Source organism: Yoonia sp., assembly GCF_030731595.1.
Classification (GTDB): Bacteria; Pseudomonadota; Alphaproteobacteria; order Rhodobacterales; family Rhodobacteraceae; genus Yoonia.
Genome location: NZ_JANQTS010000078.1, coordinates 19945 through 42425, shown reverse-complemented (window position 1 = coordinate 42425; position 22481 = coordinate 19945). Strand labels below are relative to the sequence as shown.

Annotated in this window: 22 protein-coding genes; 15 read left to right on the top strand and 7 right to left on the bottom strand. The window is 58.4% G+C overall.

The features are described 5' to 3' along the window. Positions 1-308: 308 nt before the first annotated feature. Positions 309-629: a hypothetical protein gene (locus NWQ23_RS08755; RefSeq protein WP_306165905.1), complete on the top strand. Its 321-nt coding sequence runs from the start codon at positions 309-311 to the stop codon at positions 627-629. A 199-nt stretch (positions 630-828) separates the two neighbouring features. Here NWQ23_RS08755 and tkt read toward each other — a convergent pair whose 3' ends face one another. Then, on the bottom strand, positions 829-2847 hold the full coding sequence (tkt, locus tag NWQ23_RS08750; RefSeq protein ID WP_306165904.1) for a transketolase: 2019 nt from the start codon (positions 2845-2847) through the stop codon (positions 829-831). Positions 2848-3108: 261 nt separating this feature from the next. Between tkt and NWQ23_RS08745 the strand changes: the two genes are divergently transcribed. Both NWQ23_RS08745 and NWQ23_RS08740 read left to right on the top strand, forming a co-directional pair. After that, positions 3109-3579: a hypothetical protein gene (locus NWQ23_RS08745; protein ID WP_306165903.1), complete on the top strand. Its 471-nt coding sequence runs from the start codon at positions 3109-3111 to the stop codon at positions 3577-3579. After that, on the top strand, positions 3566-3952 hold the full coding sequence (locus NWQ23_RS08740) for a cell division protein ZapA (protein ID WP_306165902.1): 387 nt from the start codon (positions 3566-3568) through the stop codon (positions 3950-3952). Before NWQ23_RS08745 ends, NWQ23_RS08740 begins: the two co-directional genes overlap by 14 nt. Positions 3953-3985: 33 nt before the next feature. On the opposite strand, the gene grxD is transcribed toward NWQ23_RS08740, so the two are convergent. The 3 genes from grxD to purL form a co-directional block, all read right to left on the bottom strand. Further along, positions 3986-4345: a Grx4 family monothiol glutaredoxin gene (grxD, locus tag NWQ23_RS08735; protein WP_306165901.1), complete on the bottom strand. Its 360-nt coding sequence runs from the start codon at positions 4343-4345 to the stop codon at positions 3986-3988. 6 nt (positions 4346-4351) lie between these two features. Then, positions 4352-4582 (bottom strand): BolA/IbaG family iron-sulfur metabolism protein, encoded by a 231-nt coding sequence (locus NWQ23_RS08730; protein WP_306165900.1) that lies wholly within the window; start codon positions 4580-4582, stop codon positions 4352-4354. Between the two features lie 79 nt (positions 4583-4661). Further along, positions 4662-6821, bottom strand: coding sequence for a phosphoribosylformylglycinamidine synthase subunit PurL (gene purL, locus NWQ23_RS08725; protein WP_306165899.1), 2160 nt, complete (start codon positions 6819-6821; stop codon positions 4662-4664). Positions 6822-6866: 45 nt separating this feature from the next. Here purL and NWQ23_RS08720 point away from each other — a divergent pair, with 45 nt between their 5' ends. Then, entirely contained in the window at positions 6867-7016 is a 150-nt protein-coding gene (locus NWQ23_RS08720) for a hypothetical protein (RefSeq protein WP_306165898.1), read from the top strand. An 89-nt stretch (positions 7017-7105) separates the two neighbouring features. Here NWQ23_RS08720 and NWQ23_RS08715 read toward each other — a convergent pair whose 3' ends face one another. Next, positions 7106-8011 (bottom strand): LysR family transcriptional regulator, encoded by a 906-nt coding sequence (locus tag NWQ23_RS08715; protein WP_306165897.1) that lies wholly within the window; start codon positions 8009-8011, stop codon positions 7106-7108. A gap of 159 nt (positions 8012-8170) precedes the next feature. Here NWQ23_RS08715 and NWQ23_RS08710 point away from each other — a divergent pair, with 159 nt between their 5' ends. The 11 genes from NWQ23_RS08710 to NWQ23_RS08660 all read left to right on the top strand — a co-directional run bounded on the left by NWQ23_RS08710 (position 8171) and on the right by NWQ23_RS08660 (position 19612). After that, a complete protein-coding gene (locus NWQ23_RS08710) occupies positions 8171-11587 on the top strand; it encodes an indolepyruvate ferredoxin oxidoreductase family protein (RefSeq protein WP_306165896.1) in 3417 nt (1138 codons plus the stop codon). A gap of 72 nt (positions 11588-11659) precedes the next feature. Continuing rightward, a complete protein-coding gene (locus NWQ23_RS08705) occupies positions 11660-12568 on the top strand; it encodes a lysophospholipid acyltransferase family protein (RefSeq protein ID WP_306165894.1) in 909 nt (302 codons plus the stop codon). Further along, a complete protein-coding gene (locus NWQ23_RS08700; RefSeq protein ID WP_306165893.1) occupies positions 12546-13358 on the top strand; it encodes a glutamate racemase in 813 nt (270 codons plus the stop codon). Before NWQ23_RS08705 ends, NWQ23_RS08700 begins: the two co-directional genes overlap by 23 nt. Positions 13359-13392: 34 nt before the next feature. Next, positions 13393-14421: an N-acetyl-gamma-glutamyl-phosphate reductase gene (argC, locus tag NWQ23_RS08695; protein ID WP_306165892.1), complete on the top strand. Its 1029-nt coding sequence runs from the start codon at positions 13393-13395 to the stop codon at positions 14419-14421. Next, positions 14418-14888 (top strand): cytochrome c maturation protein CcmE, encoded by a 471-nt coding sequence (gene ccmE / locus NWQ23_RS08690; RefSeq protein ID WP_306165891.1) that lies wholly within the window; start codon positions 14418-14420, stop codon positions 14886-14888. The genes argC and ccmE overlap by 4 nt, the downstream gene beginning before the upstream one ends. A 45-nt stretch (positions 14889-14933) precedes the next feature. Continuing rightward, positions 14934-15545, top strand: a complete 612-nt coding sequence (locus NWQ23_RS08685; protein WP_306165890.1) for a holin-associated N-acetylmuramidase — start codon at positions 14934-14936, stop codon at positions 15543-15545. Next, positions 15536-16039 carry a holin family protein gene (locus NWQ23_RS08680; RefSeq protein ID WP_306165889.1) on the top strand — a complete coding sequence of 168 codons (504 nt, stop codon included), beginning with the start codon at positions 15536-15538 and terminating at the stop codon, positions 16037-16039. The genes NWQ23_RS08685 and NWQ23_RS08680 overlap by 10 nt, the downstream gene beginning before the upstream one ends. Beyond that, positions 16029-16232 (top strand): hemolysin XhlA family protein, encoded by a 204-nt coding sequence (locus NWQ23_RS08675; RefSeq protein WP_306165888.1) that lies wholly within the window; start codon positions 16029-16031, stop codon positions 16230-16232. Before NWQ23_RS08680 ends, NWQ23_RS08675 begins: the two co-directional genes overlap by 11 nt. 87 nt (positions 16233-16319) lie before the next feature. Further along, positions 16320-18299, top strand: coding sequence for a heme lyase CcmF/NrfE family subunit (locus NWQ23_RS08670; protein WP_306165887.1), 1980 nt, complete (start codon positions 16320-16322; stop codon positions 18297-18299). Further along, positions 18296-18736 (top strand): cytochrome c-type biogenesis protein, encoded by a 441-nt coding sequence (locus tag NWQ23_RS08665; RefSeq protein WP_306165886.1) that lies wholly within the window; start codon positions 18296-18298, stop codon positions 18734-18736. Before NWQ23_RS08670 ends, NWQ23_RS08665 begins: the two co-directional genes overlap by 4 nt. A gap of 99 nt (positions 18737-18835) precedes the next feature. Continuing rightward, positions 18836-19612 (top strand): enoyl-CoA hydratase-related protein, encoded by a 777-nt coding sequence (locus tag NWQ23_RS08660; protein WP_306165885.1) that lies wholly within the window; start codon positions 18836-18838, stop codon positions 19610-19612. 59 nt (positions 19613-19671) lie between these two features. On the opposite strand, the gene NWQ23_RS08655 is transcribed toward NWQ23_RS08660, so the two are convergent. Together NWQ23_RS08655 and gltX are read right to left on the bottom strand one after the other, a co-directional pair. Continuing rightward, entirely contained in the window at positions 19672-20967 is a 1296-nt protein-coding gene (locus NWQ23_RS08655) for a citrate synthase (RefSeq protein WP_306165884.1), read from the bottom strand. Between the two features lie 95 nt (positions 20968-21062). Further along, complete coding sequence (gene gltX, locus NWQ23_RS08650) at positions 21063-22457, bottom strand: glutamate--tRNA ligase (RefSeq protein ID WP_306165883.1); 1395 nt, start codon at positions 22455-22457, stop codon at positions 21063-21065. Positions 22458-22481: the final 24 nt, after the last annotated feature.

The following is a 22481-nucleotide window of genomic DNA, read 5'->3' as shown; positions in this document are numbered from 1 at the left end:
CAGGCATCGCCGGTAGATTGCCCGTATCATCGCGCCAAAGCTTGACGAGATCCGTGATCGCAGCCTGGGAAGAGGTCATGGAATAAAGGTTGCACATGGAGCGAAAGTGGCACGGCTGACGGGTGCAAGCAATAACGGGTATGCTGTGCGGAATGTTCCGAAGGAAACAGCAGACCGTCGCGCAGAATGCAGCGAATGGCAGGTTAGAGCCCAGAATAACCGGTGCTGCGAACAGCACAAATGGCAGCAAAGCCGAAATTCTAGTATACTCCGGTTGGACACTGTCCTACCAACACTGACACGATTTCATGTCATCTCTGATTAACGGAAATGGAGATATGCAGCGCTTCTCATCTATAATACTGGTCCTGAGTGCAGGGTTCCTTTGCATTACGCCGGCTATCCTAGTTGCTGAAGATGTTTTTGTCATTGATCTCTTTGGCAACGAGAATTCAGATTCACCAGAATCGGTCAAAAAATGCTTTATCTATAGGGGCGATGATGAGGATGCTCTCTATGCAGAAGAGCCCTGTGAAGTTGCCGAAAGAGACCGAGAACAATCGCAAAAATGTTTTATTGTGACAAGAGAAGGGAACAATTGGTTCCGTCGAGTGATACCATGCAGCTAGTGCTTCTGTTATATTAGCTACACGACACCCCCATGATAAATTTCATGCATCAATAAACCGTCGAAATCGCCAGAAAGCAGCCCTTCTTGCTCAAGTGGTGGACGGCAGCAAAGTCCGCTAAGCAGACCTATCTCCGAAGGTAGCAAAATTGCGTCTGTCAAATAAGAAGGGCCACCGCATTGCGATGGCCCTGTTTGTCTTACTTCAACAGCGATTTCACCTTCTCCGCCGTGTCCTTGGCGGTGATGCCGAACTTCTCGAACAGGTCCTCGGCGGGCGCAGAAGCCCCGAAGCCGTGCATCCCGATAAACCCTGACTTCTCGCGCTTGCCGCGCTCGCCAAAGAGCCAGCGGTCCCAGCCAAAGCGGATGCCTGCCTCGATGGCGACGCGCACAGGGCCGCCGGGCAGGACGCGTTTGCGGTAGGCTTCGTCCTGTTCCTCGAACAGCTCCCAGCATGGCATGGAAACCACGCGTGTGCCGATCCCTTCGGCTTCCAACAGATCGCGGGCTTCCATCGCAATGGACACCTCGGAACCGGTGGCCAGCAGGATCGCCTGCCGCTTGGCTATCGCGTCGGCCAGCACATAGGCGCCTTGGGCAGTCAGGTTCTTGGCCTTATGCTCGGTCCGCACGGTGGGCAGGTTTTGCCGTGTCAGTGACAGTACGCTGGGTGTTTTCTGCGCGGTCAGCGCGATTTCCCAAGCTTCCGCCGTTTCAACTGTATCGGCAGGGCGGAAGACATTCATGTTGGGTGTCGCACGCAGCATGGCCAGATGCTCGACCGGCTGGTGTGTGGGGCCGTCTTCGCCAAGCCCGATGCTGTCGTGGGTCATGACGTAAGTGGTCGGAATACCCATCAATGCAGACAGACGCATCGCGCCGCGCGCATAATCGGTGAAACACATGAATGTACCGCCATAAGGCCGCGCACCGCCATGCAGCGCCATGCCGTTCATCGCAGCCGCCATCCCGTGTTCGCGCACGCCGTAGTAGATATAGCGGCCCTTGCGGTTGTCGGGGTGGAATACGCCCATGTCCTTGGTCAACGTGTTGTTGGAGCCTGTCAGGTCAGCCGATCCGCCAATGGTTTCGGGCATGATCGGATTGATGACTTCCAGCGTCATTTCCGAGGACTTGCGGGTCGCGACCGAAGGCGCGCCTTCGCTGATCTGCTTTTTGAGGGCGCGGATGGTGGCCGACAGCTTTTTGGGGGCTTCGCCTGCATAGGTGCGGTTGAACTCGGCCTGTTTGTTGGCGGAGAGGGCGGCAAAGCGCGCCTCCCAGGCTTTGCGCGTTTCAGCGCCGCGTGCGCCAATGGCGGCCCACTGCTTGAGCACATCCGGTGCGACTTCGAAGTCACCCATCGGTGCGCCATAAGCCTCTTTCGCGGCTTTCAACTGGTCGGCGTTGGTCAATGCGCCGTGGCCTTTGGAGGTGTCCTGTGCCGCATGGCCCAATGCGATGTGGGTCTTGCAGGCAATCATCGACGGGCGCGGGTCTTGCTTGGCGATGGTGATCGCGGCGTCAATCGCCTCTGGGTCATGACCGTCGATGGATTGGACATGCCAGCCGGAGGCATCGAAGCGCATCTGCTGGTTGGTAATATCGGCGATATCGACGGTGCCGTCGATGGTGATGTTGTTGTTGTCCCAGAACACGATCAGATTGGACAGCTTTTGCATACCCGCCAGCGCGATGGCTTCCTGGCTGATGCCTTCCATCAGGCAACCGTCACCGGCCATCACGTAAGTGTGGTGGTTGATGATCTTCTTGCCCCATGTGGCGCGCTGGATTTCTTCGGCAATCGCAAAGCCGACAGAGTTGGCGATGCCTTGGCCCAGGGGACCGGTGGTGGTTTCGATGCCGCGGGCGTGGCCGTATTCGGGGTGGCCTGCCGTCTTTGCGCCCCACTGACGGAAGTTCTTGATTTCTTCCAGCGGCATATCTTCATAGCCGGTGAGGTACATCAGGGAATACAGCAGCATCGAGCCGTGGCCTGCCGACAGGATAAACCGGTCACGATCCGGCCATGCGGGGGCCTTGGGATCGAACTTCAGGTGCTTTTCAAAAAGCACCGTCGCCACGTCGGCCATGCCCATCGGCATACCAGAGTGGCCAGAGTTCGCAGCGGCAACTGCATCCAGTGTCAATGTGCGGATGGCTGTGGCTTTCATCCAATGGTCGGGGTGGGCGGTGCGCAGGGCTGCAATATCCAAGGTGGTCAGGTCCTATTTACAAAGATGAACGTCGAGGCTGACAGCCTCATAGCAGGCCCTTACCCAAGATCAAGCATGACAGCTAAGTTGCTCTTTTTCTTGGCACCTGTCAGTTTGCGAGGGGGCAGGCGATAGCTTACCCTCGACATATGGAGGCGCGATTCGGTCGTTTACGTTCTGCGGAAGTGACAAAATTGCGAATAGCCGAAAGAATAATGGCGCGTGCCCGGGGAAACCCAAAGGCCACGAAAGGACGAGCGGATGAGTGATATCAGTGCATTGGAGGGCCGCATTACTGCGGCGCTGGATCGTATCAGGCGCGGGTTGGATCGGCCTGTCGGTGACGGGGCTGCCGATGCGGCCTTGCAGGTGGCCTTGGATGAAGAGCGTGCAAGCAACGCGGAATTGGTTGAACGCGTCCGTCTTCTGAAAGAACGGCAGGATACGCAGGTTGCCAGCCTGACTGCACGGGTCGAGACCCAGCGCAATCAACTGATGCAGCTGGACGAAGAGCTACAGCAACTGCGGGCGTCCAACGTGCAGTTGCGGGATATGAATACAAAGCTGCGCGAGGCGGTGACGACCGGTCTCGCACCCGCTTTGCACGATGCCGCCGTCGCTGCCGAGATTGAAGCGCTGCACGCACAGCGTTCCGCAGACGCCGCAGAGGTTGACGCCATCCTTGCCGAACTCAAGCCCCTTATCGAGGAGACACCCTATGCCGCAGGTTGAGATCGCCATTGGTGGACGGACATTCGAAGTCGCCTGTCAGGACGGGGAAGAGCATTTCCTCCATTCCGCCGCCGCGATGCTGGACGCCGAGGCGGCGCATTTGGCCGATCAGATCGGCCGGATGCCGGAATCGCGCATGTTGTTGATGGCGGGCCTGATGCTGGCTGACAAAACCGCAGGACTTGAGGACAAGGTGCGCCAGCTTGAAGCGGAAGCGGCCAAGACCCGCGCCCAGATCGAGATGATGCAGGCGCAGCCACGGCCAGAACCCATGCGCGTTGAAGTGCCGGTTATTCCGGCTGAAATCACTGATACGCTTGCAGAAATTGCAGCCCGCGCCGAAGCTTTGGCCGATCAGGTCGAAGCGCGTTAAGGGGAGGGAGGGCGCGGTGCCCTCCCGGTCAGTTTAGGCGTTAGCTTCGCGGATTTTATCGGCGGCGTCCTTGTCGAAGGTCACGCCATTTTCCGAGAACAGCGTATCCAGTTCGCCTGACAGGGTCATTTCTGTGATGATGTCACAGCCACCTACAAATTCGCCTTTGACATAAAGCTGCGGGATGGTTGGCCAGTCAGAGTAATCTTTGATCCCTTGGCGGATGTCGTCATCTGCCAGCACATTCACATCGGCGAAATCAACGCCCATGAAGTTCAGAACCCCGGCGACACGGGACGAAAACCCGCATTGCGGCATGGATTTTGTGCCCTTCATGAACAGGACCACGTCATTGGTCGTGACGGTTTCTTTGATTTTGTCTTGGGCTGACATATCCGTTTACTCCGGGGCTTTGGTGGTAAGGCCAAGGGCGTGAATTTCGCCGCTGTCCACCTTGGGTTTGATTACTGCCATGACCGCCCGTTGTTGCTGGATCCGGTTCATGCCGCGAAAGCTTTCGTCGATCACCATCCCTTGGAAGTGCACGCCATCGTCCCCTTGGATCTCGATTGTCGCATTGGGGAAATGGGCGCGCAGCAGTTCTTCGATGTCGTGGGCGGTGATGGCCATGGGTCGTCCTTTGATCGGTTGGTCTTAATCTAGGTGCGTCGCGTCGGGTGGGCAAGTGGTGTCGCCATCGCGGGACGGATCAGGCGACCGCTTTCTCGAATGACGTGCGGAATATCTGGGCGAGATCCGCAAGAGCTGCGCTGTGGCGCCCAAAGGTCACTTGATCGCCGCCTGCTTTCCCGACAGTCGTCAGCGTGACGCCTGCCTGATTGGCCGCGACCATCAAGCCCTCTGCCTGATCAAAGTTGCAGGCGATCAGATAGCGCGCCTGATCTTCGCCAAAAAGCGTGGGCGTGTCTTCGACGTCCAGAGTGATCCCCACGCCTGCGGCCTCTGCCATCTCGAAGGCGGCCAATGCAAGCCCGCCATCGCTGAGGTCTGTGCAGGCTTTGATATAGCTGTGGTTGGCGCGGATGAAATCGCCGTGGGCCTTTTCTGCCGTCAGATCGACGGCGGGCGCGTCGCCTTCGGCCCGCCCATAGACTTCGGCCAAAAGGGCCGATTGCCCAAGATGTCCGGTCGTTTCGCCCAAGAGCAGCAGCAGGTGCCCCTCGCGGATGTCACCGATGATCATCTCGTCAGGGTGGTTGATAATCCCGACAGCCCCGATTGTGGGGGTCGGCAGAATGCCCTTGCCGTCGGTTTCATTGTAAAGCGAGACGTTGCCAGACACGATCGGCATGTCGAGCGCTTTGACCGCTTCGCCGATCCCTTGAATCGCACCCACGAATTGCCCCATGATTTCAGGCTTTTCGGGGTTTCCGAAGTTCATATTGTCAGTGGTCGCCAAGGGGCGCGCGCCGACAGCAATCAGGTTGCGGTAGGCTTCGGCCACCGCTTGTTTGCCACCTTCGACGGGGTTGGCTTTGACATAGCGGGGGGTCACATCGCTTGTGAAGGCCAGTGACTTATCGGTACCATGTACGCGCACGATGCCAGAGCCCTGACCGGGCGTGCGGGCCGTATCGCCCATAACCTGCTGGTCATATTGTTCATAGACCCACTGCTTGCCTGCATAATTGGGGCTGCTGATCAGCGCCTTCAGCCCGTCGAGCGGATGCACGCCCGTGACCTCGCCCAGCGGGGCGGCGGCGGGTGTGGGCACCCAAGGGCGGTCGTATTCGGGGGCAGAGCCAGACAGTGTTGCCAAAGGCAGGTCGGCCTTGACCTCGCCATTGTGTTCAACAATGAAACGATCTTCGGCGATTGTTTCCCCAACGATAGCAAAATCGAGGTCCCATTTTTCGAAAACCGCACGGGCTTCGGCCTCCAGTTCCGGCTTGAGCACCATCAGCATCCGCTCTTGGCTTTCGGACAGCATCATCTCGTAGGCGGTCATATTTGTTTCGCGTTGTGGCACGGCGTTCAGGTTCAGGCGGACACCCAAGCCGCCTTTGTCGCCCATTTCGACCGCAGAACAGGTCAGGCCAGCGGCACCCATGTCCTGAATCGAAATCACCGCACCTGTTGCCATCAATTCCAGCGTCGCTTCCATCAGGCGCTTTTCGGTGAAGGGGTCACCCACTTGGACAGTGGGGCGCTTTTCCTCGATGGTGTCATCAAATTCGGCCGAGGCCATGGTTGCGCCGCCGACGCCATCGCGCCCTGTCTTTGCGCCAAGATAGACGACAGGCATGCCGACGCCGGAAGCGGCGGAATAGAAAATCTTGTCTGCATCGGCAAGGCCGGCGGCAAAGGCGTTCACAAGGCAGTTGCCGTTATAGGCGGGGTCAAAGCGGACTTCACCACCGACAGTGGGCACACCAAAACAATTGCCATAGCCGCCCACACCCGCAACCACGCCGTTGACCAGTTGTTTGGTCTTGGGGTGGGATGGTGCGCCGAAAGAGAGCGAATTCATCGCCGCAATCGGACGTGCACCCATTGTAAAGACATCCCGCAGAATACCGCCCACGCCAGTGGCCGCACCCTGATAGGGCTCGATATAGCTGGGGTGGTTGTGGCTTTCCATCTTGAAGACAACCGCCTGACCATCGCCAATATCGACAACGCCCGCGTTCTCGCCGGGGCCGCAGATCACCTGCGGGCCTGTCGTCGGCAGGGTGCGCAGCCATTTCTTGGAGGATTTGTAAGAGCAATGCTCGTTCCACATGGCCGAGAAAATGCCCAACTCTGTAAAGGTCGGCGTGCGCCCGATGATGTCGAGAATGCGCTGATATTCATCAGGCTTGAGCCCGTGGGATGCGATCAGGTCTTCGGTGATGGCTGGCTCTTGCATAATAACCCCTTTGGCAGTTGCCGCCTTTTACCGAGGCAAGCGCCAATGGGAAAGCACCATTTGCCAAGAAAAAAGCCGGGCACAAGGCCCGGCGAAGTCCAACAGGGAGGTGAAGATGATGAGCGTTTCGGCATCATCGCCTTCAAGGGAGGAGATAGTGCGCGTTTTTTGACCATTCAAGAAAAAATAGAATGAAGCGTGCGCAAACCCGCTATGTGTTGCGCGCATGGCTCACATCCAACCGGTGCGAAGGAACGGACCTCAATACAATTTATGGGTGTTGATCAAAGCTCTGTTGCTTCGCGCATTTTTCGCCTGTGAGCAAAGATTTCCTCTTGTACGAAATCGCGGAATGCGGCGATCCGTTTGGATTGGCGCAACTCTTCGGGGTAGGCCAGAAAAACGGGGACCTCGCCGCTTTCCAGATCTGGCAGGACGCGGACAAGTTCGGGAAAATCTTCGGTGACATAGTCGGGCAGCATCCCGATTCCGATGTTGTTCAAGACACCTTGCAGCACACCGAAATAGTTGTTCACTGTGAAAAGGTTCTGGATGTCATAGGTCATGAGATGCTGCACAAGCGTGGCACCTGCGGCCACCTGAATAGAGTTGAGGCTTTGGCAGATCAGCCTGTGATCGCGCATATGCTCCAATTCTGTCGGCGTGCCGTTCTTTTCCAGATAGGAGGGCGATGCATAAAGCCGCATCCGCACAGACATCAGGCGTTTGCGGATCAGATCGGCCTGGCTGGGTTCTTTCATGCGGATCGCCACATCAGCTTCGCGCATCGGCAGGTCGAGCACGCGCTCTTCTAGCATCAGGTCGATCTTGAGGTCGGGGTAAAGTTCATAGAGTTTGGGCAGGCGCGGGGCCAGCCACAGCGTGCCGAACCCTGTGGTTGTGGTCACGCGTAACTCGCCGAACACTTCTTCTTCACTGTCGCGGATGCGCGCAGAGGCGGCTTCGAGCCGCTTGTTCATGGATTTGGTCGCGTCAAACAGAAGCTCGCCCTGTTCGGTCAGGATCAGCCCGCGCGCATGGCGGTGAAACAGCGTGGTATTGAGCGATTCTTCCAAGGCGCGAATTTGCCGACTGACCGCAGATTGCGACAAATGCAGCGTGTCGCCTGCGTGGGTCAGAGATCCCGCATCCGCAACAGCGTGAAAGATTCTTAGTTTATCCCAGTCCATTCTGCCGAGCCGCCACCTTTGTTACCGCTATCGTTGACACATTAGTACGCGGAATACCCCCTTTTATGCAAACGCAGCGAGAAATTATTTTCTGCTTTGTAGGTCAGCCTTTTTGACCTATGCTGAACAAGAGCGCTTTGACGCATTGGGAGGTGCGACATGACACATCAGGATGTATCCCTTAACGACCGGTATGACCTGACGAAATCGCGTGTTCTTTTGAACGGAACCCAAGCCCTTGTGCGCCTGATGCTGATGCAGCGCGCGCGCGATGAAAAGGCAGGCTTGAACACCGCAGGCTATGTGACGGGCTATCGCGGGTCACCTTTGGGCGCTGTCGATATGCAGATGACCCGCGCCAAGAATGTGCTGGACCCTGCCCATATCACTTTTCAACCCGGATTGAACGAAGACCTTGCCGCGACAGCCCTTTGGGGCGCGCAGCAGGCGGAACTGCGGGGCGAGGGCAAATATGATGGCGTCTTTGGCCTTTGGTACGGCAAAGGCCCCGGCGTGGACCGTTCTGGCGATGTGATGCGCCATGCCAATATGGCAGGCACCTCGCCTCATGGCGGCGTCATCATGGCGATGGGGGATGACCATACCGGCGAAAGCTCGACCACCTTGCACCAGTCCGATTGGGCGATGATTGATGCCTATATGCCGATCGTGTCGCCCGCAGGCGTGCAAGAGGTGCTGGATTACGGGCTTTATGCCTATGCGCTGTCGCGGTTTGCGGGCGTCTGGGTGGGCCTCAAGACGATGAAGGACACGATCGAGGTGACCTCTGTCGTCGATGGCAGCCCTGACCGGATGTCGTTCGTCCAGCCTGATCTGGACCTGCCCGAGGGCGGGCTGAACATCCGCCTGATCGACACGCCGCAACTGCAAGAGGCGCGGATGATCGACCACAAACGCTTTGCCGCCGAGGCCTTTGCCCGCGCCAACAAGATGGACCAGCGCAAATGGGGCAAGCCGGGCGCGAAGATAGGCTTTGTCGCGGCGGGCAAGAACTGGCTGGATTTGCAGCATGCGCTGTCGCTGCTGAATATTGACGCGGCCGAGGCTGAACGCTTGGGGATCACGACCTATAAGATCGGGCAGGTCTGGCCGCTGGATATGGCGTCCTTCCACGACTGGGCCGAGGGCCTTGATCTGATCGTCGTCGTCGAGGAAAAGCGCAAGTTGATCGAAGTGCAGGTCAAAGAGGCGCTTTTTGATGATCGGCAGGGCCGCCGCGTTTATGGCTGGCACAAGGGCGATGAACACTCTGCTGGCCGCCGCGAAGAGATTTTCCAGACCAAGGCTGACCTGAACCCCATTGTCGTCGCCGAAAAACTGGGCGGCATCTTGACGGAAGAAGGCTGCGGGTCGTCGGGGATCGCGGCAGGCTTGGCCGCTTTGGCCGAAGCGCGCAGGGCCGATAATGCGCCCGAACTGGCGGCGCGCTTGCCCTATTTCTGTTCAGGCTGTCCGCATAACTCCTCGACCAAAGTGCCGGAGGGGTCTCGCGCCTATGCGGGGATCGGCTGCCATTACATGGTGCAGTGGATGGACCGCGAAACCGTGGGCTTTACCCAGATGGGGGGCGAAGGTGCCAATTGGGTCGGCGAGGCCCCTTTTTCCACGCGCGACCATGTGTTCCAGAACATCGGTGACGGAACCTATAACCACTCCGGCATTCAGGCGATCCGTTTTGCCGTGATGGCGGGCACCAATATCACCTATAAAATCCTCTATAACGACGCGGTCGCGATGACCGGTGGGCAGGGGAATGACGGCGGGTTGACCGCAGACCAGATTTGCCGCGAATTGCAGGCGATGGGTGTGCGTCATATCGCGCTGGTCCATGACGAGAAAGAAGACCTTGATCTGTCGCTCTTCCCCAAGGGGCTGGACGTGAACGAGCGTGCCAATTTGCCGCTCGTACAAGAGAAATTCAGCAAATACAAAGGCGTGTCCGCCATTGTTTATGTGCAGACCTGCGCGGCCGAGAAACGGCGCAGACGCAAGCGCGGTCAATTCCCGGACCCTGACAAGCGCGTGTTCATCAACACCGATATCTGCGAAGGCTGCGGCGATTGCGGTGTGCAGTCCAATTGCGTCTCGATTGTGCCTGTCGAAACCGAACTGGGCCGCAAGCGTGCAATTGACCAATCCTCCTGCAACAAGGATTTCTCCTGTGTCAAAGGCTTTTGTCCGTCCTTCGTGACGATCGAGGGCGCAAAAATCCGCAAGGAGGCCACAGCAGAGGTCGATCTTCCGGACATGCCCGAGCCTGAATTGCCGGTCATCAACGGCACCTACAATACCGTCATCACGGGCGTCGGCGGCACAGGTGTTGTGACCATCGGGGCCGTTCTTGCCATGGCCGCGCATATTGATGGCAAGGGTGCGGGCATGATGGAGATGGCGGGGCTCGCGCAAAAGGGCGGTGCGGTGCATATCCATTGCCGGATTGGCGAAAGCCCGAGCGATATCAACGCGATCCGCGTGGCAACGGGTGAATGCGATGCGCTGATCGGGGGCGATCTGGTGGTCTCTGCGGGGTCCAAGACGCTGGGCCTGATGAAGACCGGACGCACCAAAGGCGTGGTGAACAGCCACGAGATCATCACCGGCGATTTTACCCGTGATACGGAATTCAAGCTCCCCACAGACCAGTTGCGCCTGTCGCTTGAGGCGCGCCTGTCCGACAATCTGATGATGTTTGATGCCTCTGATCTGGCCAAGGCGCTTTTGGGTGACAGCATCTACTCAAACATGATGATCTTTGGCGCGGCATGGCAGATGGGCGCGATTCCGGTAAGTTACGAGGCGATCCTTGGGGCGATCGAGTTGAACGGGGCGGCCGTGAACCGCAATATCCGCGCCTTTGAACTGGGGCGGTGGGCCTATCTCAATCCGCAGGATGCGCAGGGGTTGCTGACGCCGAATGTGATCGCTTTGCCAAAGTCTGTCGAAGACAAGATCGCCTTTCGCGAGAACCATTTGGCCGCCTATCAAGGGCCACGTCTGGTCAAGCGCTACCGGCGTTTGGTCGACCAGTTTCAGGATGTCCCCCTGCAAGAGGCTGTGGCGAAAGGCTATCATAAGCTGCTGACATATAAGGACGAATACGAGGTCGCGCGGCTTTTGGCCGAAACACGGGCCAAGGCCGAAGCCGAGTTTGATGGTGATCTGAAGCTGACCTATCATCTGGCACCGCCGATGCTGACCAAGACAGGCCCCGACGGGCGCCCCGCCAAAAAGGAATTCGGCGCGCGCATGGCGGCATTCTTTCCCAGGCTTGCCAAATTCAAGTGGTTGCGCGGCACGCCGTTCGATCCGTTTGGGCGCACTGCCGAACGTCGGATGGAACGCGCGCTGATCAAGCAATACGAGGCCGATATGGCCGAAGTGCTGAAAATCCTGCGGCCTGATACGCGCGATGCGGCGATAGCTTTGGCGCAGCTGCCTCTGGATATTCGCGGCTTTGGCCCGGTCAAGGACGCCAACGCGCGCAAGGCGGAAAAGCGGCGCGAGGAACTGCTGGCTGTTCTGCGCGCAACACCGATGCAGCAGGCGGCCGAGTAACGCCGTTTTGTCATTTGCTTGTTGCACAGACGTGGTACGAGCACCCAAACGAAATCGAGACAGGCCCCGACGATGCCCGCCACCGAACGTCAAGTCGCGCGTGATATAACCTATGCTTCCGCTGCCAAAGGACGTGGCGGTCGTGCCATGATCCGCGTGCTGGAAAATGCGACGGGGCGGCTGCGTTTGATCCGCAAAGCCAAGGGATACGACCTTGATGTGGCGGCAGGTCATGATTTTTGGAAAGTGATATCAGAGCGTTACGGGCTGGAATTGCAAGTCATTGGCGGAACGCTTGATACGATCCCGACAACCGGCCCGTTGATTGTGGTCTCGAACCATCCTTATGGCATTCTCGACGGGTTGATGATGGGGCGGATCTTGTCGGAACGCCGTCAGGGCGATTTTCGCGTCCTTGCGCACCGTATTTTTCGCCGCGCCGCTGATCTGGAGCGGGTCATTCTGCCGATCTCTTTTGATGACACCAAAGAAGCCGCGAAACTGAACCTCGAGACCCGTGCAGAGGCTGTCCGCTATCTGCAAGCGGGCGGCGCAATCGGGATTTTCCCCGGTGGCACTGTTTCAACTTCGGCCACCCCGTTCTCGCAGCCTATGGACCCCGGATGGCGGACGTTTACCGCCAAAATGATCGCCAAATCAGAGGCGACTGTCGTGCCGGTGTTCTTTGAAGGCTGCAATAGCCGCTTGTTCCAATTGGCGAGCCATATTCACAGCACGCTGCGGACCGGCATGTTCATTCGTGAATTCAAGACCAAGATCAACAAACCGGTGCGGGTTGTCATCGGTGAACCGATCCCTGCCGCCCAGTTGGAGGCCTTTAAAAAAGACCCCAAAGGATGCATGGATTTCCTGCGCAAAGCCACGTATGAGTTGAGCCCAAGCCCCCTTGACGCAAGTCATCTGGGGCATGAGTTTGAAGCGAAATACAAGGTGCGCAATGGCCGTAGGTATATTCGATAGCGGGCTTGGTGGTCTCACGGTGCTGGACGCCGTGGCAAAACGCTTGCCTGATCTGCCGCTGGTCTACTTGGGCGACAGCGCGCATGCCCCATATGGCGTGCGCACACCCGATGATATTTACAACCTGACCACCAAATCCACGCAGCGTTTGTTCGATGCGGGCTGCGATCTGGTGATTTTGGCCTGCAACACGGCCTCTGCCGCCGCCTTGCGCCGCATGCAAGAAGGCTGGGTGCCCGAAGGCAAGCGTGTGCTTGGCGTTTTCGTGCCGTTGATCGAGGCCCTGACAGAACGGCAGTGGGGGGACAATTCGCCCCCGCGCGAGGTTGACGTCAAGCATGTGGCGCTGTTCGCGACACCGGCCACCGTGTCCAGCCGCGCCTTCCAGCGCGAATTGGCATTCCGCGCCATTGGTGTCGATGTCGAGGCGCAGGCCTGTGGCGGCGTGGTCGATGCCATCGAAGATGGCGACATGATCCTGGCCGAAGCCTTGGTGCGCAGCCATGTCGACGCGCTCAAGCGCAAGATGCCGGAACCGGACGCGGCGGTTCTGGGATGCACACATTATCCGTTGATGGAAGCAGCCTTTCAGGCGGCCCTTGGCCCTGATGTCAAGGTTTTCAGTCAGGCGAATCTGGTGGCTGAAAGCCTTGCCGATTACCTGACACGGCGGCCAGAGATGGTAGGGCCGGGCACAGACTCGGCTTTTCTGACCACAGGTGATCCGGCGCGCGTGTCCAGCCGCGCCACACAGTTCTTGCGACGACAGATTACGTTTGAAGCCGCTTGAACCTTTCTGACCAACATCCCAAAGGGATAGACCTATGACCTATAACGTCGCCATTCTGGGCGCTTCTGGATACACGGGCGCCGAACTTGTGCGCCTGATCGCAACCCATCCCAGCCTGAACATCGTCGGGCTTTCGGGCAATTCAAAGGCCGGAATGGCCATGGCGGATGTCTTTCCCCATCTGCGCCATCTGGACCTGCCACGCCTGACCACCATCGAAGACATGGACCTCGAAGGCGTTGATCTGGTGTTTTGCGCTTTGCCGCATGCAACGTCGCAGGCGGTGATTTCTGAACTGCCGACGACCCTCAAGATCGTCGATCTTTCCGCTGATTTCCGGCTGCGTGATCCTGCCGCCTATGAAAAATGGTATGGCAAGCCCCATGCCGCGGTGGAGATGCAAAAAGAGGCGGTCTACGGGCTGACCGAGTTCTACCGCGAAGAGATCAAAGGCGCGCGGCTTGTGGCCGGCACAGGCTGTAACGCGGCCACAGGCCAATATGCGCTGCGGCCGCTGATTGCCGCAGGCGTGATTGATCTGGACCAGATCATCATCAGCCTGATGGCTGCTGTGTCGGGGGCAGGGCGCAGTCTCAAGGAAAATCTGTTGCACGCGGAATTGTCCGAAGGGGCGCATGCCTATTCGGTCGGCGGGACGCATCGGCACTTGGGCGAGTTCGATCAGGAGTTCACGGCACTGGCCGGACGGCCTGTGCATATCCAGTTCACACCACACCTGATTCCGGCAAACCGCGGCATTTTGGCCACGACCTATGTTCAAGGCGATCCGCAGATCATATATGATACCTTGAACGCAGCCTATGCTGACGAGCCATTCATAGAGGTATTGCCGATGGGACAACATCCGTCGATCAAACATATCCGGGGATCGAACTTCTGCCATATCGGTGTGGTCGCTGACCGCGTGCCGGGTCGCGCTGTTGTCATCGCCGCCTTGGATAACCTGACCAAAGGGTCATCGGGTCAGGCCTTGCAGAACGCCAACCTGATGCTGGGCCTGCCAGAGACGGAGGGGCTGATGCTGGCTCCTGTGTTCCCATGACGGGCGGGCTCAAAAGCCTCAAGAAGCGCCGTCGCATTCAGGTGCTCTGGATGGCCGGGGTCAGCCTGTCTCTCGTGCTGGCGTTGTTGTGGTTCCTGCCGGATGACAGTTTCCAGTTCTTCCGCTCGCCGTCGGAAGTTGCCGAAGCGCCACCGCCACCTTACGAGCGGTTCCGCATCGGTGGACTTGTCGCCGAAGGATCACTGGTGCGTGGCCAAGGCGAGCAAATCAGCTTTGCTGTGACCGATGGGGGCGCGGTTGTGCCTGTCGTCTATACGGGCATTCTGCCTGATCTTTTCGAGGAAGGTCAGGGCATGGTCGCCCAAGGTCACTATGTCGACGGTCGCTTTGAAGCTGTTGAAATCCTTGCAAAACATGACGAGACCTATATGCCGTCCGAAGTGATTGATGCACTGAAAGAACAAGGTGTCTACGTTGAACCGGACGCTGCTGTCGTCACGAATTAACCAATAGCGCGCAGCCTTGCCCCCTGACTGATGTGAGGGGCTGGGATGCAAACGGTTACGCAAATTGCCAATGAGATTGTCGCCCGCGAAGGCGGCTTTGTGAATGATCCCGATGATCCGGGTGGGGCCACCAATTTTGGTGTCACCATCCATACGATGCGCCGTTTGGGGCTGGATCTGACGGATGACGGGAAGGTCGATGAGCAGGATGTGCGGGTTTTGACCCGTGACCATGCGGTGGCCATCTTTGTCGAACATTACTATCGCGGCCCGCGCATCGACCGGTTGCCGCAGGCATTGCAAGCGAGCGTTTTCGATATGTATGTGAACGCCGGCGCAAATGCGGTGAAAATCTTGCAGCAATTGCTGAACGCCATGCGCATCGACGTTGTTGTCGATGGCGCGATCGGGCCACAGACGATCCGCGCGAGCAAGCAGGCGATGGATGCAGCGCCCGATCATCTGGTGGATGCCTACGGAATCGCGCGCCGGAATTACTATTACGATCTGGCCGACCGCCGCCCGCAAAGCCGCAAATTTGCCCGCCGCCGCGATGGTGGCAAAGGCGGCTGGATCACCCGTGCCGAGGAATTCATCGCCGCACGCTATCATCTGACAGATGCCCAACACCGTGAAAGGACAGCACGATGGGTTTGATCACCGGGGTTATGACCTTCCTTTTTGGCGATGGCCGCAATGTGCTGGCAGAGACGGCCGAAGTGTTCCGCGAGAATACCGAAAAAGGGGCCGTGAGGGCGGCGGACAGCCATGCGGAAAGTCTGGCGCAGTTTGCGGGCGAGTTTGTCCATCCAAGCCGGGGGATGTTTGACCGGCTTGTCGACGGGTTGAACCGCTTGCCGCGTCCGGCCTTGGCCTTGGGGACGATCTGGCTTTTTGTGATGGCGATGCAGAAGCCTGACCAGTTTGTCAAAGGAATGGAAGGGCTTGCGCTGGTGCCAGAGCCGCTGTGGTGGCTGATGGGGGCGATTGTCAGCTTTTACTTCGGGGCGCGGCATCAGGTAAAAGCGCAGGAATTCCAGCGCTCTGTCGCGGCGGGTGTGGCGCTGATGCAGCAGCCGGCGCGCAAACAAGCGCCTGCCGTGCCGGACAATCCGGCCCTTGAAGACTGGCAGGCCAGAGATGGACAATAACTGGGCCGATACCATCGAGCGGCGGATCGTCGCGTTGGAAACACGCAATGCGGTGGACGAGGTACACCGGATCAATGTCGCCCAACGGCTTGGCGCTATCGAAGATACGCTCAAGTGGCTGGTGCGGTTGATTATCGGCGGGCTCTTGATGGCCGCGCTGACCTATCTGGTGCAGGGCGGCATAGCGATCTGAGCTTGCGGGCAGGCTGCGCCAATTTGTACCGCACTTGTGACCTGTCAGCTATGTTGCACGGCGAAGCTTTGCGTTATGGTCCGACTCATGTTGATAGAACTTGGACATTTCGCTCTCATCCTGGCGTTTGGCGTTGCCATTGTGCAGATGATCGTGCCGATGATCGGCGCGCACCGTGGCAATGTAGCATGGATGTCGCTGGCGGAACCCGCGGCCACCGTGCAGTTCTTGCTGACGGCCTTTTCCTTTGCGGTGCTGACTTGGGCCTTTGTGACCTCTGATTTCTCGCTCCAGCTTGTCTACCTCAATTCCCACACCGATAAGCCGATGATCTACAAGATCACCGGCGTCTGGGGGAACCATGAAGGGTCGATGTTGCTGTGGATGCTGATCCTGACACTGTTCGGGGCCTTTGCTGCGTGGTTCGGAGATGGGTTGCCGATGCGGCTGCGCGCCCGTGTGCTGGCGGTGCAGGCGTCGATTGCCGTGGCTTTCTTTGCCTTCGTCCTGTTCACCTCCAATCCTTTTCTGCGCCTTGAAGTCCCGCCGCTGAACGGGCGCGACCTGAACCCGCTGCTGCAAGACCCCGGTTTGGCGTTCCATCCGCCGTTTCTTTATCTGGGCTATGTGGGGCTGAGCATGTCGTTCTCTTTTGCGATTGCCGCCCTGATCGAAGGCAAGGTTGATGCCGCTTGGGGTCGCTGGGTACGCCCTTGGACGCTGGCTGCGTGGATGTTCCTGACCGTAGGGATCGCGCTGGGGTCGTGGTGGGCCTATTATGAGCTTGGCTGGGGTGGGTTCTGGTTCTGGGATCCGGTCGAGAACGCCTCTTTCATGCCATGGCTGATTTCCGCGGCCTTGCTGCACTCTGCCATCGTGGTGGAAAAGCGCGAGGCGCTGAAAAGCTGGACGATCCTTTTGGCAATCCTTGCTTTCGGTTTCTCGTTGCTGGGCGCGTTTATCGTCCGATCCGGGGTGCTGACTTCGGTCCATGCTTTCGCCAATGACCCCGATCGCGGGATGCTGATCCTGATCATTCTGGCGGTGTTTCTTGGTGGTGCGCTGACCCTGTTTGCCTTCCGTGCAGGGTCGATGGAATCGAAAGGCGTCTTTTCGACCGTCAGTCGCGAGAGCGCACTGATCCTCAACAATATCCTGCTGTCGGTGAGCTGCTTTGTGGTCTTTATCGGGACCATCTGGCCGCTGGTGGCAGAGATGCTGTTTGACCGCACACTTTCGGTTGGTCCGCCTTTCTTTGATGCGGCCTTTACGCCCTTTATGGTGGCGCTCGCGATCATCCTGCCGCTCGGGTCCATCCTCGCGTGGAAGCGCGGTACCTTGGCGCGGGCCTCCAAGGCTGTTGTTGGCTGGCTGGTTCTGGCGGTTGCGATGGCGGGTCTCGCCTATGCGATCCAAAGCGGAAATTCCGCGCTTGGTCCGATTGGCGTGGCTTTGGGTGTCTGGGTTGTCGGCGGTGCCATCGGCGATCTGTGGATGCGCAGCGGCCGCGAAGGGTTCATGGTCAGGCTGCGCCGCATGAGCCGCTTGCCGCGCGCCGATTGGGGCAAGGCGACAGCGCATATCGGGATGGGTGTCACGATCTTCGGGATCGCCGCCATGCTGGCATGGCAAAAGGAAGACATCCGTATCGCAGACATTGGCGACCAGTGGGAGGTCGGGCAGTTCGAGTTCCGGCTGGACAACGTCGCCCAGTTGCAGGGCCCCAATTACATCACCACGATGGCCGATATTTCGGTCTGGCGTGGCGCGGATCAGGTGGGTGATCTGCACCCGGAAAAGCGGTTCTATCCGGTGGCCAACATGCCTACGACAGAGGCCGCGATCCTGAACGGGGTACTGCGCGACATCTATGTCGTTGTCGGTGATCCGCAGGCGGGCGGTGGCTGGGCTGTCCGGATCTACCTCAAGCCCTTTGCCAACTGGATTTGGGGCGGCGCGATGCTGATGGCCTTGGGCGGTCTGTTCTCGCTCTCTGACCGGCGTTTGCGCGTCGGGGCGGCTGCGGCCAAGAAAGAAGTGCCCCCTGTCGGGGTGCCTGCGGAATGAAGCGCCTTGTCCTTGTCCTGATGCTCTGGGCCGCGCCACTATGGGCGGTCGAGCCCGGCGAGATGCTGGATGATCCTGTCCTGGAAGAGCGGGCACGGGACCTGTCGCAAGGGCTGCGCTGCCCTGTGTGCCGGAACGAAAGTATCGACGCGAGCAATGCGGCCTTGGCAAAGGAACTGCGCATTGTGCTGCGGGAACGGATCGCGGCGGGTGACACCGACCAAGAGGCCGTTGATTTCATGGTTGCCCGCTATGGCGAGTTTGTGCTGCTGCGGCCTGATACCAGCGGGGCGAACCTGATCTTGTGGCTCTCCGCACCTGCGCTTTTGCTGATCGCGCTTGGCATCGGCTGGTCCACCATCCGCAGCCGCAAGGCCACCACCGTGGCTCTGACCGATGCTGAAAAGCTGGAATTGGAAAAAATATTGCGGTCGTGACGCACCGTAGGGGTTTCCTGAACCGAACAGTTCACTAGATTGAGCGCAAAGCGAATGGTCTTTCCGGGCCAAAGCGATCCACGCATAAGGACCCCGCGCATGGACTATCAAGCTATTACCTTCGTGATCCGCAATTCGGTTGCCATGATCACATTGAACCGCCCCGACATGATGAATGCGCTGAACACGCAGATGCGGGCCGAAATCACCCATGCCGTGAAGGCCGCTGAGAAGGACGCGCGCGTGCTGGTGATGACGGGTGCGGGTCGTGCCTTTTGTTCAGGGCAGGATCTGGGGGATGGCGGCAATGCGGCCTCGCTTGATCTGGAAAGGACCTTGCGGGATGAATATGTGCCTATGCTCAAGGCGATCTTTGATTGCCGTATTCCCACCATTGCGGCGGTGAACGGACCAGCAGCGGGGGCAGGGGCGAACCTCGCGCTGGCAGCGGATGTGGTGATTGCGTCAGAAGATGCCTATTTCGTGCAGGCCTTCACGCGCATAGGCCTGATCCCCGATGCCGGCGGCACCTATTGGCTGCCACGGCAAGTGGGTGCGGCCAAGGCGATGGGTGCGGCCTTGTTCGCCGACAAGATATCGGCGCAACAGGCCAGCGACTGGGGTATGATCTATGAAACGGCACCTGCCGCGACCTTCCAAGACCATGTGCAGGAACGGGCTGCACATTTGGCGCAGGGTCCGACAGTGGCCTATCGTCAGTTGAAAAAAGCCATCCGGGGTTCGTTTGAAAACTCGCTGGACGAGCAACTGGCACTGGAAGCAAAGCTGCAAGGGCGCTGCGGAAAGACCCGTGATTTCCAAGAAGGCGTTGTGGCCTTTCTGGAAAAACGGAAGGCGATCTACGAAGGGCGTTGAAGCCAAAGCAAAAGGCCGCATCACCAGATGCGGCCCTTTGATTTTCACGACTGCGCGGACTAGCGTTTTTCGATGTCGGTATAGTCGCGCTCCATCTCTCCGAGATAAAGCTGGCGCGGGCGACCGATTTTCAACTGTGGATCGGCAAGCTGCTCTTTCCATTGTGAAATCCAGCCGACAGTACGGGCCACGGCAAAGACCGGGGTGAACATCGATGTCGGGAAACCCATGGCCTCAAGAATGATACCGGAATAGAAATCGACGTTCGGGAACAGCTTCTTCTCGGCAAAATACGGATCGGCCAGCGCTTGCTTTTCAAGCTCTTTGGCCACTTGCAGGATCGGGTTGTTTTCCACACCCAAGAGTTCCAGCACTTCATCGGCGCTTTGCTTCATCACCGTCGCGCGCGGGTCGAAGTTCTTGTACACGCGGTGGCCAAAACCCATCAGACGGTAGGGATCGTTCTTGTCCTTTGCGCGGGCGATAAATTCGGGAATGCGGTCAGGGGTACCGATTTCCTTGAGCATCTCAAGGCAGGCTTGGTTTGCGCCGCCATGGGCAGGGCCCCAAAGGCAGGCGATACCGGCTGCGATGCAAGCAAACGGATTTGCACCGGAGGAAGAGGCCAACCGCACGGTCGAGGTCGATGCGTTTTGTTCATGGTCCGCATGCAGCGTGAAAATCCGGTCCATCGCGCGGCTCAGGATCGGGTTCACATGATATGGCTCTGCGGGTACGGCAAAACACATATGCAGGAAATTCGCGGCATAATCGAGGTCATTGCGCGGGTAAACGAAGGGCTGGCCGATCGAATACTTGTAAGCCATCGCCGCAACGGTGGGCATTTTCGCGATCAAACGGATTGTCGCGACCTCGCGCTGGTGTTCGTCGTTGATATCGGTGGAATCGTGATAAAACGCCGACATCGCACCCACAACACCCACCATCGTGGCCATCGGGTGCGCATCGCGGCGGAACCCGCGGAAGAAGTTGTGCATCTGCTCGTGAATCATCGTGTGATTGGTCACGAGGGATTCAAACTCTTCCAGTGCCTGCGCCGAAGGCAATTCACCGTAAAGCAACAGATAGCAGACTTCGAGGTAGTGCGACTTGGCTGCCAATTGGTCAATCGGGTAGCCGCGGTGCAACAGGATGCCTTCTTCGCCGTCGATAAAGGTGATCGTGCTGTCACAGGCTGCTGTCGACGTGAAACCCGGATCGTAGGTGAATACGTCCGCTTGGGCATAAAGCTTGCGGATGTCGATCACATCGGGGCCGCCAGTGGGGGAGTGAATGGGCAATTCATAGGTCTTGCCCTTGATCGTCAGCGTCGCGGTATCTGTATTTTCTGCCATCTATCTTCCCCTATCGGCCCTGTTCGCTGTGCAGCAGTACAGGCGCGTCTTGCATCGTTCGTTTCCGGCTACCGTCCAATCGTAACGGATTGGTTTCAGGCGCTCGCATCCTGGAGGCGGGCGACGGTTTCATCTTGCCCCAGAACCAACATCATATCGAACACACTAGGCGATACCGCGCGTCCTGCAAGAGCCGCGCGCAGCGGTCCGGCCAGCTTGCCAAGTTTCGTGTCATGAGCTTCGGCAACAGACGCAACGATCCCTTCCAGGGCGTCACGCTCCCAGCTAGCATTTTGCAACTGCGGCGTCAATTCCGACAGTATACGACGGGATACATCCGTAAGCTGAGCAGCAGCTTTCTCATCTGGTTCGACCGGTCTGTCTGTCAGCAGAAAATGTGCTTTTTCAATCAGTTCCGGGAAAGTCTTGGCACGTTCTTTGAGGCAGTACATAGCCTTCAGCATCCCGATTGACTGTGCGTCAGTCAGGGCTGATGTATGCGTTGCAGCAAGAAATGCCTGCAATTCATGCAGCAGTGCAGCATCGTCGGCCACAGCAACATGCTGGCCACAGATATTTTCGAGTTTCTTGACGTCAAACCGCGCTGGAGATTTGCCGATACCACCCAGATCGAACCATTCACGTGCCTGTTCATCGGTAAAGAATTCATCGTCCCCGTGGCTCCAGCCAAGGCGGGTCAGATAATTGCGCATGCCTGCGGCGGGATAGCCCAAAGCCTGATATTCGGCCGCACCCGTTGCGCCGTGCCGCTTGGACAGTTTCTTGCCATCGGGGCCGTAAATCAGCGGGATATGGGCAAGGGTGGGTTTGGGCCAGCCCATCGCCTCATAGATCAGGTTTTGCCGGAAGGCGTTGGCAAGATGGTCATCGCCACGGATCACATGGGTCACACCCATATCGTGATCATCGACCACCACCGCATGCATATAGACGGGCGTACCATCCGAGCGCAGCAGGATCATGTCGTCCAGTTGATCATTCGACCACGTGACATCGCCCTGTACCTCGTCATGCAGCGTGGTCTGGCCTTCGCGCGGGGCCTTGATCCGGATGACAAAGGGCGCGTCCGGATGATCCGCCGCTTGCACATCGCGCCAAGGCGAGCGGAACAGGGTTGATGTCTTTTCTGCGCGGGCTTTTTCGCGGAAGGCCTCGATTTCGTCCTGGGTGCTGAAGCATTTATAGGCCTTGCCCGTTGCCAGCAATTCATGGGCCACTTCGGCGTGGCGCGCGGCATTGGCAGCTTGACTGATCGGTTCCCCGTCCCAGTCAAGGCCCAGCCAAGTCAGCCCGTCGAGGATCGCCTGCCGGTTTTCCTCGGTCGAGCGGGCCTTGTCGGTGTCTTCGATCCGCAACAGGAATTTCCCGCCACGCCCACGGGCATAAAGCCAGTTGAACAAGGCCGTGCGCGCCCCGCCGATATGCAAGGCGCCGGTGGGCGATGGGGCAAAGCGTGTGACGACAGTCATGGGAGTATTAACCTTTCGCTAACC

Bases quoted from the DNA above. Each gene is read 5' to 3' on its own strand.
- NWQ23_RS08755 (WP_306165905.1), top strand. From the start codon at position 309: ATGTCATCTCTGATTAACGGAAATGGAGATATGCAGCGCTTCTCATCT.
- NWQ23_RS08745 (WP_306165903.1), top strand. From the start codon at position 3,109: ATGAGTGATATCAGTGCATTGGAGGGCCGCATTACTGCGGCGCTGGAT.
- NWQ23_RS08740 (WP_306165902.1), top strand. From the start codon at position 3,566: ATGCCGCAGGTTGAGATCGCCATTGGTGGACGGACATTCGAAGTCGCC.
- grxD (WP_306165901.1), bottom strand. From the start codon at position 4,345: ATGTCAGCCCAAGACAAAATCAAAGAAACCGTCACGACCAATGACGTG.
- NWQ23_RS08730 (WP_306165900.1), bottom strand. From the start codon at position 4,582: ATGGCCATCACCGCCCACGACATCGAAGAACTGCTGCGCGCCCATTTC.
- purL (WP_306165899.1), bottom strand. From the start codon at position 6,821: ATGCAAGAGCCAGCCATCACCGAAGACCTGATCGCATCCCACGGGCTC.
- NWQ23_RS08720 (WP_306165898.1), top strand. From the start codon at position 6,867: ATGGGAAAGCACCATTTGCCAAGAAAAAAGCCGGGCACAAGGCCCGGC.
- NWQ23_RS08715 (WP_306165897.1), bottom strand. From the start codon at position 8,011: ATGGACTGGGATAAACTAAGAATCTTTCACGCTGTTGCGGATGCGGGA.
- NWQ23_RS08710 (WP_306165896.1), top strand. From the start codon at position 8,171: ATGACACATCAGGATGTATCCCTTAACGACCGGTATGACCTGACGAAA.
- NWQ23_RS08705 (WP_306165894.1), top strand. From the start codon at position 11,660: ATGCCCGCCACCGAACGTCAAGTCGCGCGTGATATAACCTATGCTTCC.
- NWQ23_RS08700 (WP_306165893.1), top strand. From the start codon at position 12,546: ATGGCCGTAGGTATATTCGATAGCGGGCTTGGTGGTCTCACGGTGCTG.
- argC (WP_306165892.1), top strand. From the start codon at position 13,393: ATGACCTATAACGTCGCCATTCTGGGCGCTTCTGGATACACGGGCGCC.
- ccmE (WP_306165891.1), top strand. From the start codon at position 14,418: ATGACGGGCGGGCTCAAAAGCCTCAAGAAGCGCCGTCGCATTCAGGTG.
- NWQ23_RS08685 (WP_306165890.1), top strand. From the start codon at position 14,934: ATGCAAACGGTTACGCAAATTGCCAATGAGATTGTCGCCCGCGAAGGC.
- NWQ23_RS08680 (WP_306165889.1), top strand. From the start codon at position 15,536: ATGGGTTTGATCACCGGGGTTATGACCTTCCTTTTTGGCGATGGCCGC.
- NWQ23_RS08675 (WP_306165888.1), top strand. From the start codon at position 16,029: ATGGACAATAACTGGGCCGATACCATCGAGCGGCGGATCGTCGCGTTG.
- NWQ23_RS08670 (WP_306165887.1), top strand. From the start codon at position 16,320: ATGTTGATAGAACTTGGACATTTCGCTCTCATCCTGGCGTTTGGCGTT.
- NWQ23_RS08665 (WP_306165886.1), top strand. From the start codon at position 18,296: ATGAAGCGCCTTGTCCTTGTCCTGATGCTCTGGGCCGCGCCACTATGG.
- NWQ23_RS08660 (WP_306165885.1), top strand. From the start codon at position 18,836: ATGGACTATCAAGCTATTACCTTCGTGATCCGCAATTCGGTTGCCATG.
- NWQ23_RS08655 (WP_306165884.1), bottom strand. From the start codon at position 20,967: ATGGCAGAAAATACAGATACCGCGACGCTGACGATCAAGGGCAAGACC.
- gltX (WP_306165883.1), bottom strand. From the start codon at position 22,457: ATGACTGTCGTCACACGCTTTGCCCCATCGCCCACCGGCGCCTTGCAT.